15 protein-coding genes and 1 tRNA gene are annotated in these 15,871 nt (G+C 42.2%); 3 read left to right on the top strand and 13 right to left on the bottom strand.

Annotated elements, in window-relative coordinates:
• Positions 1-4: 4 nt before the first annotated feature.
• From G327_RS0101750 to G327_RS0101810, 12 genes are all read right to left on the bottom strand, one after another.
• Positions 5-80, bottom strand: a tRNA-Lys gene (locus G327_RS0101750).
• A 181-nt stretch (positions 81-261) separates the two neighbouring features.
• Positions 262-996, bottom strand: coding sequence for a tol-pal system protein YbgF (gene ybgF / locus G327_RS0101755; protein WP_019613040.1), 735 nt, complete (start codon positions 994-996; stop codon positions 262-264).
• Positions 997-1,005: 9 nt separating this feature from the next.
• Entirely contained in the window at positions 1,006-1,557 is a 552-nt protein-coding gene (gene pal / locus G327_RS0101760; RefSeq protein ID WP_019613041.1) for a peptidoglycan-associated lipoprotein Pal, read from the bottom strand.
• Positions 1,558-1,586: 29 nt separating this feature from the next.
• Positions 1,587-2,900, bottom strand: a complete 1,314-nt coding sequence (gene tolB, locus G327_RS0101765) for a Tol-Pal system beta propeller repeat protein TolB (RefSeq protein ID WP_019613042.1) — start codon at positions 2,898-2,900, stop codon at positions 1,587-1,589.
• An 11-nt stretch (positions 2,901-2,911) separates the two neighbouring features.
• The gene (tolA, locus tag G327_RS0101770; protein ID WP_019613043.1) at positions 2,912-3,895 is read right to left on the bottom strand and encodes a cell envelope integrity protein TolA; all 984 of its coding nucleotides are present in this window, start codon (positions 3,893-3,895) and stop codon (positions 2,912-2,914) included.
• Positions 3,895-4,326 (bottom strand): protein TolR, encoded by a 432-nt coding sequence (gene tolR / locus G327_RS0101775; RefSeq protein WP_019613044.1) that lies wholly within the window; start codon positions 4,324-4,326, stop codon positions 3,895-3,897. The genes tolA and tolR overlap by 1 nt, the downstream gene beginning before the upstream one ends.
• Before the next feature lie 8 nt (positions 4,327-4,334).
• Positions 4,335-5,018: a protein TolQ gene (gene tolQ, locus G327_RS0101780; protein ID WP_019613045.1), complete on the bottom strand. Its 684-nt coding sequence runs from the start codon at positions 5,016-5,018 to the stop codon at positions 4,335-4,337.
• On the bottom strand, positions 5,008-5,412 hold the full coding sequence (gene ybgC, locus G327_RS0101785) for a tol-pal system-associated acyl-CoA thioesterase (protein WP_019613046.1): 405 nt from the start codon (positions 5,410-5,412) through the stop codon (positions 5,008-5,010). The genes tolQ and ybgC overlap by 11 nt, the downstream gene beginning before the upstream one ends.
• 495 nt (positions 5,413-5,907) lie before the next feature.
• Positions 5,908-6,816 (bottom strand): hypothetical protein, encoded by a 909-nt coding sequence (locus G327_RS0101790; RefSeq protein WP_019613047.1) that lies wholly within the window; start codon positions 6,814-6,816, stop codon positions 5,908-5,910.
• A gap of 453 nt (positions 6,817-7,269) precedes the next feature.
• A complete protein-coding gene (locus G327_RS0101800; protein WP_019613049.1) occupies positions 7,270-9,144 on the bottom strand; it encodes an alkaline phosphatase D family protein in 1,875 nt (624 codons plus the stop codon).
• Between the two features lie 107 nt (positions 9,145-9,251).
• Positions 9,252-9,734 carry a DUF1499 domain-containing protein gene (locus tag G327_RS0101805; RefSeq protein WP_019613050.1) on the bottom strand — a complete coding sequence of 161 codons (483 nt, stop codon included), beginning with the start codon at positions 9,732-9,734 and terminating at the stop codon, positions 9,252-9,254.
• A gap of 607 nt (positions 9,735-10,341) precedes the next feature.
• Positions 10,342-12,570, bottom strand: coding sequence for an NADP-dependent isocitrate dehydrogenase (locus tag G327_RS0101810; RefSeq protein WP_019613051.1), 2,229 nt, complete (start codon positions 12,568-12,570; stop codon positions 10,342-10,344).
• A 230-nt stretch (positions 12,571-12,800) separates the two neighbouring features.
• On the opposite strand from G327_RS0101810, the gene G327_RS0101815 reads away from it, so the two are divergent.
• A complete protein-coding gene (locus tag G327_RS0101815; RefSeq protein WP_019613052.1) occupies positions 12,801-13,460 on the top strand; it encodes a pseudouridine synthase in 660 nt (219 codons plus the stop codon).
• A 106-nt stretch (positions 13,461-13,566) separates the two neighbouring features.
• On the opposite strand, the gene G327_RS0101820 is transcribed toward G327_RS0101815, so the two are convergent.
• Positions 13,567-14,085, bottom strand: coding sequence for a PEP-CTERM sorting domain-containing protein (locus G327_RS0101820; protein ID WP_019613053.1), 519 nt, complete (start codon positions 14,083-14,085; stop codon positions 13,567-13,569).
• A gap of 589 nt (positions 14,086-14,674) precedes the next feature.
• On the opposite strand from G327_RS0101820, the gene G327_RS0101825 reads away from it, so the two are divergent.
• Positions 14,675-15,058, top strand: a complete 384-nt coding sequence (locus tag G327_RS0101825; RefSeq protein WP_019613054.1) for a DUF2784 domain-containing protein — start codon at positions 14,675-14,677, stop codon at positions 15,056-15,058.
• A complete protein-coding gene (locus G327_RS0101830) occupies positions 15,055-15,810 on the top strand; it encodes an alpha/beta hydrolase (protein ID WP_019613055.1) in 756 nt (251 codons plus the stop codon). Before G327_RS0101825 ends, G327_RS0101830 begins: the two co-directional genes overlap by 4 nt.
• Positions 15,811-15,871: the final 61 nt, after the last annotated feature.

Genomic DNA, 15,871 nt, shown 5'->3' on the forward strand with positions numbered 1-15,871 from the left:
AAAGTGGTGGGCCGTGAAGGATTTGAACCTTCGACAAATGGATTAAAAGTCCACTGCTCTACCAACTGAGCTAACGGCCCGAAATTTCGGTCTTACTACAGTTGAAACTTAATATGAACTCGGTCACATGTCTGTCTCAACTGCGGCGTATAATATAGAATATTTTTAAGAGCGCAACAAAAAATATTTCTTTTTTTTCTGTTTGCCGAGAAAATAAACAAAACTCTAATAAGCATGTTTATAAAACGTTATTAAACCCGTTTATAAACCTTTTAAACGCTTACCTGCTAACCCGGCAGCTGAAGAGCTCGGGTATTCTTTTAATACTTTCTTATAAAATTCTTCTGCTGATGCAATATCACCAAGGTATTCATCGATAATACCTATTTTAAACAAAGAATCTGGACGTTTATTTGAATCAGGATATTTTTCTGTAACAATCAGAAAAGCACTTCGAGCTTCATTACGTTTCTTATTTTTATATAAGAGCTGTCCTAACCAGTATTGTGAATTCGCCACATACGGTGATTTAGGGTAATCAATAACAAATGCTTCAAATGCGGTAATAGCCTGTTCGAAATCTTTATTTACCAAGACTAGATCTACAGCGCTCTGGTAAGCGACTTTTTCACTTTCAGAACTTGGTACAGCGGACAAGTCATCAACGGCGGTGACGACAGCTGCCGGTTTACTTTTTTCTTCAATCAGCTGATACAAATTACGCTGGCGGTTTTCAATCTGCTCGACTTTATGATTAAACAGCTCAATACTGCCTTTCATCTCACTCATTTCCAGCGACAGTTGATCAAGTTGATTTTGAGTGCGCAGCTGCATCTTAGTACGCATTTCTAATAAACGAGTCAGTTCCTGAATCTGTTTTTCTATCGGCGCACTGCTGCTTGTCACTGTCACATCATTAACGGGAGCGGCGGCAAATGCAGAGGCGGATAAAAAAGCGGCCATAAAAACGGCCGCATTAGCATTAACTTTTTTCATCACAAATAATTAGTAAGTTAATTCTGCACGACGGTTTTCAGCGTGAGCTGCTTCGTCATGACCGAAATTAACAGGCTTTTCTTCGCCGTAGCTTACAAGCTCAATCTGGCTTGAAGAAACACCTACATTTTCTAAGTAAGTAGCAACAGACTGCGCACGACGCTCGCCTAGTGCGATATTGTACTCAGGCGTACCTCTTTCATCTGCATGGCCTTCAATAGTTAACGTTTTGTCCTGATTATCCATTAAGTATTTAGCATGCGCATCAAGGATTTTAGTATACCGAGGCTGAATCATTGATTTATCGAAACCAAAGCGAACTGTCGTTTCTAAAATAGCATAAGTATATTCTTGAACTAATAACTCTTCTTCAGTTAATGCAACAGCTTCAACTACATCTGTCTGTACTGTGTTATCAGCTGTTGATTCCGCAGCAGCTTCAGTTGCAGCTTTGTTAGCTTCAGTTGATTGTGCATCAGTTTCACTGTTTGAGCTACATGCTCCTAAAGCCAGCATCGGCAGTGCAATTAATAAGCTTTTTGAAATCATCGTTAAGTTCATTTTCTTTCCTTATTTTCTTGTTGATTAATTTACTTTAAGAATGGAGACCATGCTGGTGATTTAACCTCACCGTTCTTAGCTGGAATATTAGCCTTAAAACGCCCATCCATTGAGACTAACGCCAAACCTTTTTTACCCTGAAAGACTGTACTGTAAATTATCATACTGCCGTTTGGAGCAATGCTTGGTGACTCGTCTAATTCGGTTTTTGTCAGTGTTCTTAACTCACCAGAATCAAGATCTTGCACTGAAATTTTGTAATCTCCGTTATGACGGCTTACTAGCACTAGATTATCACCATCAGGGGTAATTGTGCCACCTAAATTCATTTCCCCTTCCCAAGTAATCCGTTTTGTTTTACCAGATGTGAGCTCTATTTGATAAATTTGCGGTCTTCCGCCTCGTTCTGAGGAGAATATCAAACTTTTTCCATCAGGCGTCCAGCTTGGCTCTGTATCAATGGTTCGGTTATAAGTGACGCGGCGCAGTGCTTTAGTAATAGTATTTAAAATATAAATTTCCGGCTGTCCGTCTTTTGACAAGACTAATGCTAACTCTTTTCCATCAGGCGACCAGCGGGGAGATCCGTTAATCTTACTAAAACTGGTCATCAGTTCACGTTTGTGTGTATATAAGTTCTGCACATAGATTTGTGAGCGGCGTTTTTCAAAACTCACATAAGCCAGTTTTTTACCATCAGGAGACCAGGATGGAGACATAATCGGCTGCTTTGAACGCAATACTGATTTTTCGCCGTAACCGTCATAATCTGAAATGCGTAACTGGTAGGGATGAGTACTTTTACGATCAATAGCGACATAAGCGATACGTGTTAAAAAAGCTCCTTTTTCGCCGGTTAATTCTTCATAGACATAGTCACTGACAGTATGTGCAAGATGACGGAATTTACGCTCTTCAACGGTAAAACGGCGTTTGTCCAGTGTCGGGCTGTATTCCGGCATGCCCATATTACCGGTCACCACATCTAACAGCTCGTAAGTAATAGTGAACTTACCTGCTTCTTTTGCCGGTTTTACCTCGCCCATGACTATCGCTTCAACCCCCATATCATGCCATAGTGAAAAATCAATATTACTGCTGTTTGAGGGGGTTTTCGGCATTTTATCAATAGAAATAGGATTAAACTGCCCGCTTCGCTGCAGATCTGCAGAAACAATCTCAGCAATACCTTGTGGTCTCGGCCCTTTACCTAACCATTTAAAAGGAATAACCGCAATCGGCCGTGCACTGTTTACCCCTTCTGTGATCAGAATTTCCAGACGAGCAGACGCTTGAGCTGAAAAGATCACAATTGAAAAGGATAATAATAAACGTAATAACATGGAACTTTTCCTTACAAATCAGGTTTTAAAGTAATATCAAAATCTCGAAACTGCGGCGCTATTTCCGGATCTTTAGGAATTGGTAATGTTTTAGCTTTTAATGTGGCACGTCTGGCAGATGCACACAGCTTCATGTCTCCACGACTGCGGTCCGCACTTAAGACCAGACCATCGGGTGCCAGGCGTATCGCTAATGTACAGGTTTTACCTTTCATATCCGGATCAACCTGCCAGTTTCGACTTATCTTATTTTCAATAAGCGCTTTATAACGGGCAATTTCAGAAAGCTGCTTAGAGCTTTGCGCACTTGAGAAGGCATCTTCAAACTCAGATTCCATCTGTCTGTCCAGCTCAGCCTGGCGTAAACGCTCTTTTTCAGCCTCAGCTCTGCGTTTCGCTTCTTTTTCTGCTTTGATTTTTGCAGCTTTTGCCTTGGCTGCTTTTTCTGCTTTTATTTTTGCAGCTTTAGCCTTAGCAGCTTTTTCTGCCTGAATCCGTTCAGTTTCCTGCTTTTTACGTTTAGCTTCTGCTTTCTCTGCTGCTTTTTTACGTTCAGCTTCCTGTTTTCTGCGTTTATCATCAGCAAGTTTTTTAGCTTTAGCGGCCTCTTGTTTAGCTTTTAACTTTTTAGCTGCTAACACTTTTTCCGCCTGAACCCGCTCTGCTTCTTTCTTTTTACGCACAATTTCTGCTTTTTCAGCTTTGATGCGGTCGGCTTCCCGCTTCTTACGCTTAGCTTCTTCGCGTTTAACACGCTCTTTTTCCTGGCGCACTTTCTCTATTCTGCGTTTTTCTGCAAGCTGCTGGTCTTTTTTACGCTGCGCTAAATCATCAAATAACTGCTGATTAACCACGGAAGCATGAATAACCGGCACGCTGGTTTTAATTTTTTCTTTCGGGAATGAAAGGTCAACATTCATCAGCAGTACACCACCAACAATAAGATGCAGTGCAACTGCTGTAATAAAAGCGATTATTGTTGAACTGTTTTTCATTATTGATCGGGCTCAGTCATCAAACCAAGAGACGGAACACCCGCCTGCTGCAGTAAAACCATTAAATCAATAACACGTTTGTAACTGACATCGCCGTCACCTTTAACCACAAACTGTGCATCCGCATCTAGTGCTAACTGCGCACGCACTAATGCGCCCATTTCCTGCGCATCAAGAGGTGATTCAACACTGTCACCAACATTCAGATAATAACGCCCCTGTTTATCAATCGAGGCAATCATTGGTGGTTTACTGTCGTCAGGCAGCGGCTCTGCAACAGCCTGAGGCAGGTCAACCTTTACACCTTGAGTTACAAGCGGTGCAGTTACCATAAATATAATCAGCAGAACCAGCATCACATCGATATACGGCACAACATTAATTTCGGCGATAACTCGACGCCTTTTCGGACTGCGGTAAGAATAATGCATAGTCTTATCTACTCATTTTCAGTCATAGCTTGGCGGTGTAAAATGGAGGTAAACTCTTCCATTAAGTTAATATAAGCTGTTTCCAGTTTTCCCACCTGCGTTGAAAAACGGTTATAAGCCATAACGGCTGGAATAGCCGCAAACAGACCCATTGCCGTCGCAATCAGAGCTTCAGCAATACCGGGGGCAACCATAGTTAAGGTCGCCTGCTGCACTTCACCTAACGCAATAAATGAGTTCATAATCCCCCACACAGTACCAAACAAACCGATATAAGGGCTGATTGAGCCAATTGTTGCTAAAGCTGGAAGGCCGCTTTCTAAATCATCAATCTCTCTCGATAAGGTTACCCGCATAGTACGGTGCGCCCCTTCAGTGACACTGTCGACGTTACGTCCCGGCATACGGTGCAGGCGCGAAAACTCTTTAAAACCGCTGTAAAATATTTTTTCACCGCCAAAAATTCGTTCGCTGCGTGCCGATGTTTCTTTATATAAACGGCTTAAATCATGGCCTGACCAGAAACGTTCTTCGAAATGTTCCAGCGCAGCTGCTGCCGCTTTAAGCATCCTTGAACGGGCAAAAATTAATGTCCATGAATAAATAGACATGCCAAGCAATAACAGCATGACAAATTTAACAAGCCAGCTGGCTTGTAAAAACAATCCTAAAAAAGACATATCAGCTTGCACTGGGAATTACCTCGATTATTTCAGCTGGAATAGCTGTTGGTTTCATTTTCTGTAAATTAACGCAGGCGATTAGAGTCGTTGCCTGGCAAAGAAGTTCCCCATTTTCATGAAAAATTTCCTGCTTGAAGGTTAAACTCGCCCTACGTTGTTTAGTAACGGTAGTTTTGACAGTAATCAGCTGGTTAAAACGTGCTGATTTTATACAGTCCATATCTACTTTACGCACTACAAATGCTATATTTTTTTCTAATAAAATATCCTGCTGGATATTAAATTCACGCAAAAACTCTGTACGTCCGCGTTCGAAAAACTTTAAATAATTAGCGTAATAAACGATGCCGCCGGCATCGGTATCTTCATAATAAATTCGTACTGGTAATGTTGAAGTTAACACGCTTTTTTTCCATCGATAAATATTAGCAGTAAGCTACTATAAATAGGCTTTATTGTCGACCTCAGAGTCATATTTGTATTGTTAGCCTGAAATAGGCTCGATTTTAAATCACTCAAAGGCTGGGTGGGATTATTAACAAGATAAAAAAGGCTTCTAAATAAATTCAGAAGCCTTTATATACCCAAACAACTTGAAGATGCAGATTCAGAGCTTAGCTCGAAAGTCAGAACAAGGCACAATATGCAGAGAATGGTTATTCCCTTTTCAAATATTGTAACGCCGTGCTGGTTTTCGAGCTAGGCTCCCGCAGGGCAAGGCGAGAGTCAACCATCTTCAGCGTTATAAAACCTTGATGTAGAATGCTAGATCTACGGCTTTATGCCTTGAATCTAGTCACCTCTCGACTTGCTGATTCCGGCATCTTCAAGTCGCTTGGGTATACAAAGCACAAAGATCATTAACCTCTAACGGTTTGCCGTTAAGCAAAGCGCTGGATTATTTTATGTACGCTTTAGCTAAGAAACGTCGACGTAATAAGTAAGCACTTAGCACCCCCAGTAATAATAACATTTGTGAGCTCGATTCCGGAAGTCTGACCGTTTTAGTTGCTCTTACTACCGCCCACTCTTCAAAATCAGCACTAGGTCCAAAGTCACAATGCTTGCGACTGCCGATATCGCAGTCACCGCTTGCTAAGTTATACTGCCCAGGATCATCTCCTATCTCGCCAAATAAAGAGTAAAAAACCAGATTATCTGTCTCTGCCCAGCCGTCAAAAAAACTATTGTTTAAATAGAAACTCATATCACCAGAGCCGCTGCCGTGCCCCAGCCCATAATTCAATGCCACCCAGTTATCTAATCCGTCACCAGGATCCTCATCAAAGTCGTAAACAAGCGTTCCAAGCGGCCCACCGTCAGAAAGATCCGTTGTATTTGAGTTTGCAGCCCCTCCCATATAAACCTTAATTTCATCTAATGATATGTACTGCTCAAGGTAACCATGGGCTTTACTGCTGCTTTCATTAATATCGAGAAAAAATTCCCGATAAAGCTCATTATTGACTGTCACTAAACCAACATCACCAAGGGTAATTGCATGGTTCCAGTTATCTGCCGGACCGACATCAAACGTACCGTTAACCGTCGTATTATATGCTTGTTCGACATCTATCGTATTACCGTTGCCTTTTATTCGAACAAAAGGATCGATCACTCCTGTTCCCGTAGGCTGAGCATCCGATTGATAAAATAAAGCACTGCTTCCCAAATTACCCGAGCTGCCGGCCACGCTTAAATCAATCATTGTTGCATATGCACCGGAACCAGCAACAGTTGTGATTAACACAACAACTGATAATATTTTTCTTCTGAGAAATCTGCAGCTGTAATCAAATAAACTCATTAGTTACCTCCTTAATAGCTGCTTATAGAAATGTTCCTTAATCGAAATCAGAGCAATCTCCTTGCACAACACTAAGGTTCATGCATAAAATAAGCCCTTGTAATTATCTGCATTTAAAACAATCACTTAATATTTCCCAGTAAAATACGATCAATCAGTATGTAAAAAAAATCGACGCAGGACTTTCCTCGAATCAGGCGATAAGCTGCTGTTTATTGAGGCTATAACTGCGGCCTGCAGCAGTACCGGAAAGAAAGACTGCAACATGTTGAATAAAAGAAAATAATGGCCAAAATAAAGTGTAAATATTATCGGCATTTCGAAAAAACCTGTAAATCATCTCTTTATACAGCAGGACTTTAAACACAGACAATTCAGATTAAAGCGCCTATTCGGCAGACAGGAGCAGGTTTCAGGATTTAAAAAGTGTGAAAGCTCTCTGCACCAAAGGCCTTACTTCGTATCGTCAAAATTTATTCTGTGACCTTTACCCGTTAGCAGTGTGACCTCACTTATCTGCAGCTTTTTATCCAGCTTTAATTCACCAATCGCACTGCTGTTCACCAGACGCTGATCTCCCGGGGTTGAAGGATCCCGTTTACTGATTTTCATCGATTTTCTTTTAGTGAAAAAATTTATCGGTGAATACGGGCTGTACAGAATACGATCCAGAAATTCGCAGCAGGTCAGTAGTTTCCCGGGAAACTGGTTTTTAATGCCGCTGCAGGTGATCTGATAAATTTTAGGACTGTTAGTGCGGAATCGTAGACGGATATCGTAAACAAAAGAATAATGCACATCACCGGATAAAATAATAAACTGATCCGGCGTTTTTCGATGACTGAAAATACTCAGCAGCACATTAGCAGCTCCTTTATGTGCCATCCAGTTTTCAGCATCCACCATCAAAGGTAAACCTAACCAGGTCATCAACTGCTGCAGCGCTTCGATAAATTTCACACCAAAGACGGGAGCGGGTGATACCAGGATAATACTGTCTTCATTAATCATGCTCTGCTGCATTTCGGTCAGGGCTTCCCAGTCCATCAAACCAGAAGGTTTATTAAGGTTCAATTCAGAACGCCAACGACGGGTGCGCGTATCTAAAACCAGCATTTTAGGATAAGTATTTATACTGTAGTGCCACTGCTCAAACTTAAAGAGAAATTCAACAAAACTGTCATGGCTGCTTTTCTTTGGCTCATTGAAATAATCGCAGGCAGTTTTGTGAAAATCCAGTCCGAAATTATCCGGCTCATTGCCCCAGCCCTGACATAACCAGTAGGCCATCAGACCGTTACCGATAATACGCCGCGAAAAAGGATGCTGATAGGTCTGCTGTTCCCAGGCGGCGCTAAGATTCCAGTCATCGGTAATATCATGGTCATCAAAAATCATATAAGTCGGCAGGTGTGCGAATAACCGCTGTACCTGTACTAAACCAGCTGCAAAAGAATTAATCTCAATGCACTCCTGCTGCCAGTGCATTTCCTGCACTTCAGAAAGCGGCTTATTCTGCTGAGGCGGCTGCTGATACTCAATCAACGGCCATAACTGCGGCGACCAGACCAACAGATACATCGCCATAAATTCGCCAAAACTAATCAGATGATTATCAATCTCAGTAGCACTGAATACTGACTTCTCTTTAGTCGGCAGTAAACGGCTTAATAAATTCTGTTTCTGATGCTTAGGTAAAATTTTATCGCGGTTTAAAAGTGAGTCGGGGTGCTGATACAAGGCTTGTGAATCAGCAACTGCCGCCTGATCAAAAGTTTCATCATTTAACCCGAGCAGATGAATCACTTCTTTAATAGCACTTAGGGTGGGCCCGGCAACGTGATCCGCATAAATTTGATCACCACTAAGCATCAGTAAAGCCGGGCGCTCTAAGGCTTCCAATTGAGCAGTTTTATTATCAGCAGCGACTAAGGAGTCATCACTGTTATGATGGGGATTGCGGCAGGAGCCATGCATCACATAATCAAGGTCGGTTTTGATAACCAGCATCAGCAGTGTTTCGCCGGGGTATAATAAATTTGGTAATAAATCTTCCAGAGGCCCCTGCTGGGTTATAAACTGATAATTCAGGACCTGATTAAGCGGCAGTGCTTCTGCAGCACGAAAGGTGCATAGAGTTATCCAGCAGTGTCTGCCGACCTGATAACAAGTCTGCAGCTTAAGATCTGCATGTAATAAAATCTGCTGCTTTAACGCCAGGGTAAATGAGCCTGTTAAGGGCTCTGAGGTTGCAAACCAGAAGACAACTTCCTGTGCAGTACATTTTCGCACAATAGGACCGGCAAGAATCAAAGGTAACGAGGACATATAAAAACCTTGTGGCTGAACATTATTTTATTATTCGAGTAAGGTTCATCCATAAATCACAACTCTATTGACGGCAGGCGTCTCGAAACACTAAGATTACTAAAGCATCAGCAGCCGGTGCAAGTTATAACTCCCCGTTTCAGCAGCTTGTTCCGTATATTTTCAATACGTTTGCGGTTAACAGCAAAATCGTAATAACCTGAGCGTGAGGCAGAAAAAACTGCAATTATCCCCTCATTGGGCCGAAGCTGTAATTTAACATCATCAACAAATCCCCAGAAAGCACTGCGCACTTCAAAATGCAGGTAATTCTTTTTTTCTGCGATAATTGTCGTACGCGCTAATACCTGCATCTCTTCTCGTACTGCTGACCAGGCTTTTTCCGGAGAGCTTTCAAACCGCAACGGGGCAATAAAATGTTCGCTGTCACCGGCATCTGAGTCACTTGAAACACAATTTGGCGAGGCAGGGCAAGCCGTAAAAGATGATCCGGATAAGCCGCTATCGGCAGGCAGTTTGTCACTGCAGGCGCCAAGAGCAACAATAGCAAAGGCTGCAGTCAGTGCAGTCAAAAGTCTGTGAGTTTTCAAATCAGCAATTCCTGTAACGATTAATAAATGTCGGCAAAGCTAGCTTTCAATCAGCGGCACCTGCTGATTCTTAAGCAGCTCAAAAATTTATCCGGCGGGAGGGCTTTATACCAAATCCATTAATTATCTATTCATTTACGCTTGTTAAAATGAATGCGAGCTTCGTTATTGATTTTGCAATTAGGACAACTAGTTACTGCAATCAATGTCTTGCTTTCATCCATTTTTCCTTACGCCTAAATAGATCATCTAATTAGTGGAATTGGTATTACTAAATAACAAACCTGCATTTCGTTACAACCAATCTCTTTTAAGAACTGCAGCAACTCTATATTTTAGACGCCTTCGGCAATGACTATCATATGCAGGCTAATAAAACACACAATAATACTTGCTTATATTTATGAGGCATTAAACTGTCGCCTTAATAAAGAGACTATAAAAATAAGATTAGCAGAAGACGCTGAATATTCTTTTGATATTAAGATTTTACAAAGCTTAATAGGCTGACATAGCTAAAAACAAAAAAAGGTGCTCAATGAGCACCTTTTTTGATCAACAACCGCCGTTATTTAATTAACCGTCGACAGAGTAATTTCTGTAAGAGTTAAACCGTGGCCAGTGCATCATTTAATGTTTTACTTGGACGCATTGCAGCTGAAACTTTAGCAGCATCGGTATGGAAGTAGCCGCCCAGGTCAACGGCACAGCCTTGAGCATCGTTAAGCTCTTTCACGATAAGCGCTTCATTTTCAGAAAGTACTTTAGCAAGCGGTGCAAATGCAGCCTGTAACTCAGTGTCTTTAGTTTGTGCAGCTAACGCCTCTGCCCAGTACATTGCCAGGTAGAAGTGACTGCCGCGGTTATCCAGCTCATTCACTTTACGTGAAGGAGATTTATCTTCTTTTAAGAATTTACCGTTAGCGGCATGCAGCGCTTCAGCAAGCACAACAGCTTTGCTATTACCTGTTTTAGCCGCTATATCTTCAATAGACACAGCCAGAGCTAAAAACTCGCCAAGTGAATCCCAGCGCAGATGCCCTTCTTCAACAAACTGCTGCACATGCTTAGGTGCAGAGCCGCCGGCGCCCGTTTCAAACAGACCGCCGCCGGCAAGCAGGGGTACAATTGACAGCATTTTAGCACTTGTGCCAAGTTCTAGAATAGGAAACAGATCCGTCAGGTAGTCACGCAACACGTTACCCGTTACCGAAATAGTATTCTCACCCGCAAGTACGCGTTTCAAAGAAAATTTAATCGCTTCATTTGGTGACATAATCTGGATATCTAAACCAGTAGTATCGTGATTTTTTAAGTAAGTATTTACTTTAGCGATAAGGTTTCTATCGTGTGCACGGTTTTCATCTAACCAGAATACCGCCGGCTGGCCTGTTGCTTGTGCACGGCTTACCGCAAGACGTACCCAGTCACGAATTGGAATATCTTTGGCCTGACACATGCGCCAGATATCACCTTGCTCAACACTATGTTCCATTAACGTATTGCCGGCCTGGTCAATAACTTTAACCGTGCCTGCTTCTTTAATCTGGAATGTTTTATCGTGTGAACCGTACTCTTCCGCTTTTTGTGCCATCAGACCGACATTAGAGACATTACCCATAGTTGCCGGGTTAAATGCACCATTTTCACGACAGAAAGAAATTGTCTCCTGGTAAATACCTGCGTAACAGCGATCCGGGATCATCGCTTTAGTGTCGTGTAGTTTACCGTCTGTGCCCCACATACCGCCCGAAGTACGGATGGCTGCCGGCATAGAAGCATCAATAATCACGTCACTCGGCACATGTAAATTAGTAATGCCTTTATCTGAATCAACCATTGCCAGTGCAGGTCGCTTAGCATAAACAGCCTGAATATCCGCTTCAATCTGCTCTTTTTGTGCAGCCGGTAAGCCGGCAATCTTAGCGTAAACATCGCCTAAACCATTAGTGGCATCAACACCCAGCTCTGCAAATAAAGCAGCATGCTTGCTGAATACATCTTTAAAATAAACCGTTACCGCGTGACCGAACATAATCGGATCTGACACTTTCATCATGGTCGCTTTAAGATGCAGTGAAAGCATAATGTTATTTTCAAAAGCATCCTGCATCTGAGCTTCAAAGAAAGCACGCAGTGCAGCACAACTCATCACAGATGAGTCAATCACTTCATCTTTTAATACCGCTGTAGACGCTTTTAATACCGTTACTGCGCCGGATGCATTAGTAAATTCGATTTTCAGGTCATCATCCTGGCCAACTACCACTGACTGTTCACTACCGTAGAAATCACCGCTGTTCATATGCGCAACATGTGATTTTGAATCTTGAGACCAGGCGCCCATGCGGTGCGGGTTATCTTGAGCATACTGTTTAACTGCATCTGCAACACGACGGTCTGAGTTACCCTCACGCAGTACCGGGTTTACCGCACTGCCTAATACTTTTGCGTAACGCGCTTTAGCATCTTTTTCGGCATCTGTCTGTGCATCTTCAGGGTAATCAGGCAGTGCATAACCGTGCTCCTGAAGTTCTTTAACCGCCGCCTGAAGCTGCGGTACTGAAGCACTTACATTAGGCAGTTTAATAATATTTGCCTGAGGCGTTTTAGCAAGTTCACCTAATTCAGATAATGCATCTGACATCTGCTGCTGTGCAGTTAAACTATCAGGGAAGTTAGAAATGATACGAGCAGCTAAAGAGATGTCACGCGTTTCAACAACAATGTCAGCAGCTTGTGTAAAAGCATTAACAATTGGAAGTAGAGAGTGTGTTGCAAGCGCAGGTGCTTCATCAGTTTGTGTGTAAATGATCTTTGCTGTTTTATCTGTCATATTCGTTCCTTTAACAAGATTAGTAATGGCCAACTTATGACGTAACAAATGTTATGAATTTGTTACGCTGCAATAATTTAGGGCATCATCATAACGAAAACAGGCAAATAGTCCAATTTACAGCCAGTCTGCACTCAACTTTACAAAGCCTATATTGGAATTTGTGACAGGTCTGAATGGCAACTTCTGTTACAATTCGGTATTAACTCTTCTTTTTAAGGTGTTTTCACGTGTTTAATAAAAAATCGACTTCTTTTGCCAAAACTAAAACTTCAAATAAAAAAAGCCGAGGCCCGCGTAAAAACAAAACCACTAAAAATCACTTGCCCCCGGTAACCGATGCCAGTCGTAAAGTTGTTCTGTTTAACAAACCCTTTGATGTACTGAGCCAGTTTACCGATCAAGATAATGTTGAAAACCAACGTAAAACCTTAGCGGACTTTATTGATGTAAAAGAAGTCTATGCAGCCGGGCGTTTAGACCGCGACAGTGAAGGTTTATTATTATTAACCAATGACGGTAAGCTCCAGGCAAAAATAACCCAGCCCGATGCTAAAACCACTAAAACTTACTGGGTACAGGTAGAAGGGACTCCGCAAGAGTCAGATCTGCAGAAGCTGCGAGATGGTGTAAAGCTCAAAGACGGTTTAACCCTGCCGGCCGACATTGAAATTATGCATGAGCCGGAAATCTGGGACAGAGTACCGCCGATCCGGGAACGCGCAGCTATTCCAACCACCTGGTTGAGCATTACTATCAGCGAAGGACGTAACCGCCAGGTACGTCGTATGACGGCAAATATTGGTTTTCCGACATTACGTTTGATTCGTTACCGTATTGGCGGCTGGACTATAGACGGGATTGAAAACGGGCAGTATAAACTGCTGTAAGGGTTAAACTTAGCTGAAGAAGCGGAGAAGTTTCCGCAAATAAAACAAACCAGTCAGCTCTGAACTGACTGGTATTCGCTTTCATGTACATCATATTTTCGTAACTTTATACTAAGCGGCGGCGCATGAATAAACCAATTAGACCAGCGCCTAACAATAATAGTGGAGCTGGAGCGGGTACTTCACGTATACCACGTGCAACAATGGTTGACTCGCCAAGGAAGAAATCACCTTTAATACGGTCAATTCGTACATCCAATAAACCGTCAACGTTAATCATTACAAGCCCTGCCAATGAAATGCCGCGGTGAATGTCGGAATAATCAATTTCAAAAAATCCATCTGCAATAATGCCGGGTAGATTAATAAAGGCCCACTCTTTCCTGTCGGGGAAAATTAACGCATCATCATATAACCCAATATTCAAATCATAAAACAAAACGGTATCAGTTACCGGGACAAAACCGTTAGTTTTAATATCGTGTGTGTAGGTAAATGTTGATAGACCTGTAGAGCCAAAATAGATTTCCGGTTCGAAGTCAACTGTCTGGTGCCAAAGCATAGGCACCGCCTGCGCAGTTAACGACAACATACTAAACAGCAGGATAAATATAATTCTTTTCATGATATATCTCCTATTTATTCGATAAAACGGCGTGTAAGCAGTATGCACTGAAACAGTATTAACTCACACACACCCTTACCCTGCATACACTAGACCAGTTCTATATAAGCATTTAAAAACAGAAGCTTACTGTATTTTAGAAAATAACATCAGGAACGATTGTAAAAGTTATCGACAAAAAACCATGGGCTATAATGCTTTTCTGTGCATCAATCTAAGATATTCCCCTGTCAGACAATGACAGGGGATCTGCCAAAATAATGAATAAAAATACTGGTGATTTGACAAACTTTAGACTAGCTGTTTCAGCTGTATTACCAAGGCCACAATAAGCTATTGATAGTTGAAATATATTTTACAGCTAATATCAGCCCTGCAGATTTGTGCAGCGAATCTGCGGTAAAATATTAATTTTAGCAAAAGTCAAAATATGATCATGCATAGCAGGGCTGCCGGCTGGGTGAAATTTGACCTCCCCCCCCTCTTGTAAAATTTATCGACGAACGCTTGCTGTTGAGTGGCACGGGGGCATACCTAAACCATAGTTGTAATGCCTGGGATTAAGAGCTGATAAATGGAGATAAATATAATGCTTTACCTAATTCTGGCCGACTTACTGGTACTGGTACATTTCTTGTATATTCTGTTTGTACTCTTGGGCGGGCTGCTGCTGATTTTACGCGGCTATCTGGTTTTTATTCACCTTCCCGCTCTTATCTGGGCATCACTGCTTAGTTTTAAGGGCTGGATCTGCCCATTGACCCCACTGGAAAATAACTTGAGGCAGGCGGCAGGCACGCAGGGCTATCAGGAAGGATTTATCAGCCACTATCTAATTCCTATTATTTATCCGCACGGCTTAACCCTTAATATGCAGTCTGCGCTGGGTATTCTGGTCATAGTTATTAATATTAGTATCTATTCTCTGGTCTATTATAAACACATAACTAAGCAGCACAGGAAACGGGAATGAAAAGTACGTTAGCTTCAATACTACTGATTTATATTGTTTTTTGTCTGCTGCTGCTGGTGATGCAGCGTAAATTTTTATATTTTCCCCAGCCGGCTGGCCCAGTAAGCGGTGTGACTGAAATCAGCTTCCTTACCGGCGGTGTACAGCTGAACGGCTGGGTGGTTAATAAGGGCATGCAGAAAGCATTAATCTATTACGGTGGCAATGCGGAAAGCATTGAAAGTAACATCACATTTTTTGAGACTCAGCTGCCGAATTATAGTGTGTATCTTATTGCTTATCGGGGTTACGGCAACAGTACAGGTCATCCCAGCGAAGCACATCTCTATCACGATGCCCTGTATGTATTTGATCAGATAAAAGTTAAGCATAAACAGATATCTTTGATGGGCAGAAGTCTTGGAAGCGGCGTTGCTACCTATGTTGCGGCCAACCGGCAGGTAGAAAAACTGCTGCTGGTCACTCCCTATGACAGTATCGAAAATGTTGCCAAGAGTGTCTATTGGATGTTTCCAGTATCCCTGTTTATTAAAGATAATTTTCAGTCAATAGAGCGGGTAAAAAACATTAGCGCGCAAACCTATATCTTCACGGCGGAAAATGACCAGGTGATCCCGAGGGCGAGAAGCGAACCGTTAATCGCGCAATTTACAGAGCAGCTGGTCGACTCTATTCTAGTCAGCGGCGCCGATCATAATGACATTTCGCTGTATCCTGAATATATTGCAGGAGTGCGTCGGGCGCTGGAATAATGCAGGTATGAATAAGTCTCGCTCTTTTATACGAGTAAAATCAATGAGTCGTTAGCTGAAT

This window comes from Psychromonas ossibalaenae ATCC BAA-1528, from assembly GCF_000381745.1.
Lineage (GTDB): Bacteria > Pseudomonadota > Gammaproteobacteria > Enterobacterales > Psychromonadaceae > Psychromonas > Psychromonas ossibalaenae.

What these genes read in the sequence shown, in the direction of transcription:
- G327_RS0101790 (WP_019613047.1), bottom strand. Translation starts at nt 6,816, where the DNA reads ATGAGTTTATTTGATTACAGCTGCAGATTTCTCAGAAGAAAAATATTA.
- G327_RS0101810 (WP_019613051.1), bottom strand. Translation starts at nt 12,570, where the DNA reads ATGACAGATAAAACAGCAAAGATCATTTACACACAAACTGATGAAGCA.
- G327_RS0101825 (WP_019613054.1), top strand. Translation starts at nt 14,675, where the DNA reads ATGCTTTACCTAATTCTGGCCGACTTACTGGTACTGGTACATTTCTTG.
- pal (WP_019613041.1), bottom strand. Translation starts at nt 1,557, where the DNA reads ATGAACTTAACGATGATTTCAAAAAGCTTATTAATTGCACTGCCGATG.
- tolA (WP_019613043.1), bottom strand. Translation starts at nt 3,895, where the DNA reads ATGAAAAACAGTTCAACAATAATCGCTTTTATTACAGCAGTTGCACTG.
- tolB (WP_019613042.1), bottom strand. Translation starts at nt 2,900, where the DNA reads ATGTTATTACGTTTATTATTATCCTTTTCAATTGTGATCTTTTCAGCT.
- G327_RS0101830 (WP_019613055.1), top strand. Translation starts at nt 15,055, where the DNA reads ATGAAAAGTACGTTAGCTTCAATACTACTGATTTATATTGTTTTTTGT.
- tolR (WP_019613044.1), bottom strand. Translation starts at nt 4,326, where the DNA reads ATGCATTATTCTTACCGCAGTCCGAAAAGGCGTCGAGTTATCGCCGAA.
- ybgF (WP_019613040.1), bottom strand. Translation starts at nt 996, where the DNA reads ATGAAAAAAGTTAATGCTAATGCGGCCGTTTTTATGGCCGCTTTTTTA.
- G327_RS0101800 (WP_019613049.1), bottom strand. Translation starts at nt 9,144, where the DNA reads ATGTCCTCGTTACCTTTGATTCTTGCCGGTCCTATTGTGCGAAAATGT.
- G327_RS0101820 (WP_019613053.1), bottom strand. Translation starts at nt 14,085, where the DNA reads ATGAAAAGAATTATATTTATCCTGCTGTTTAGTATGTTGTCGTTAACT.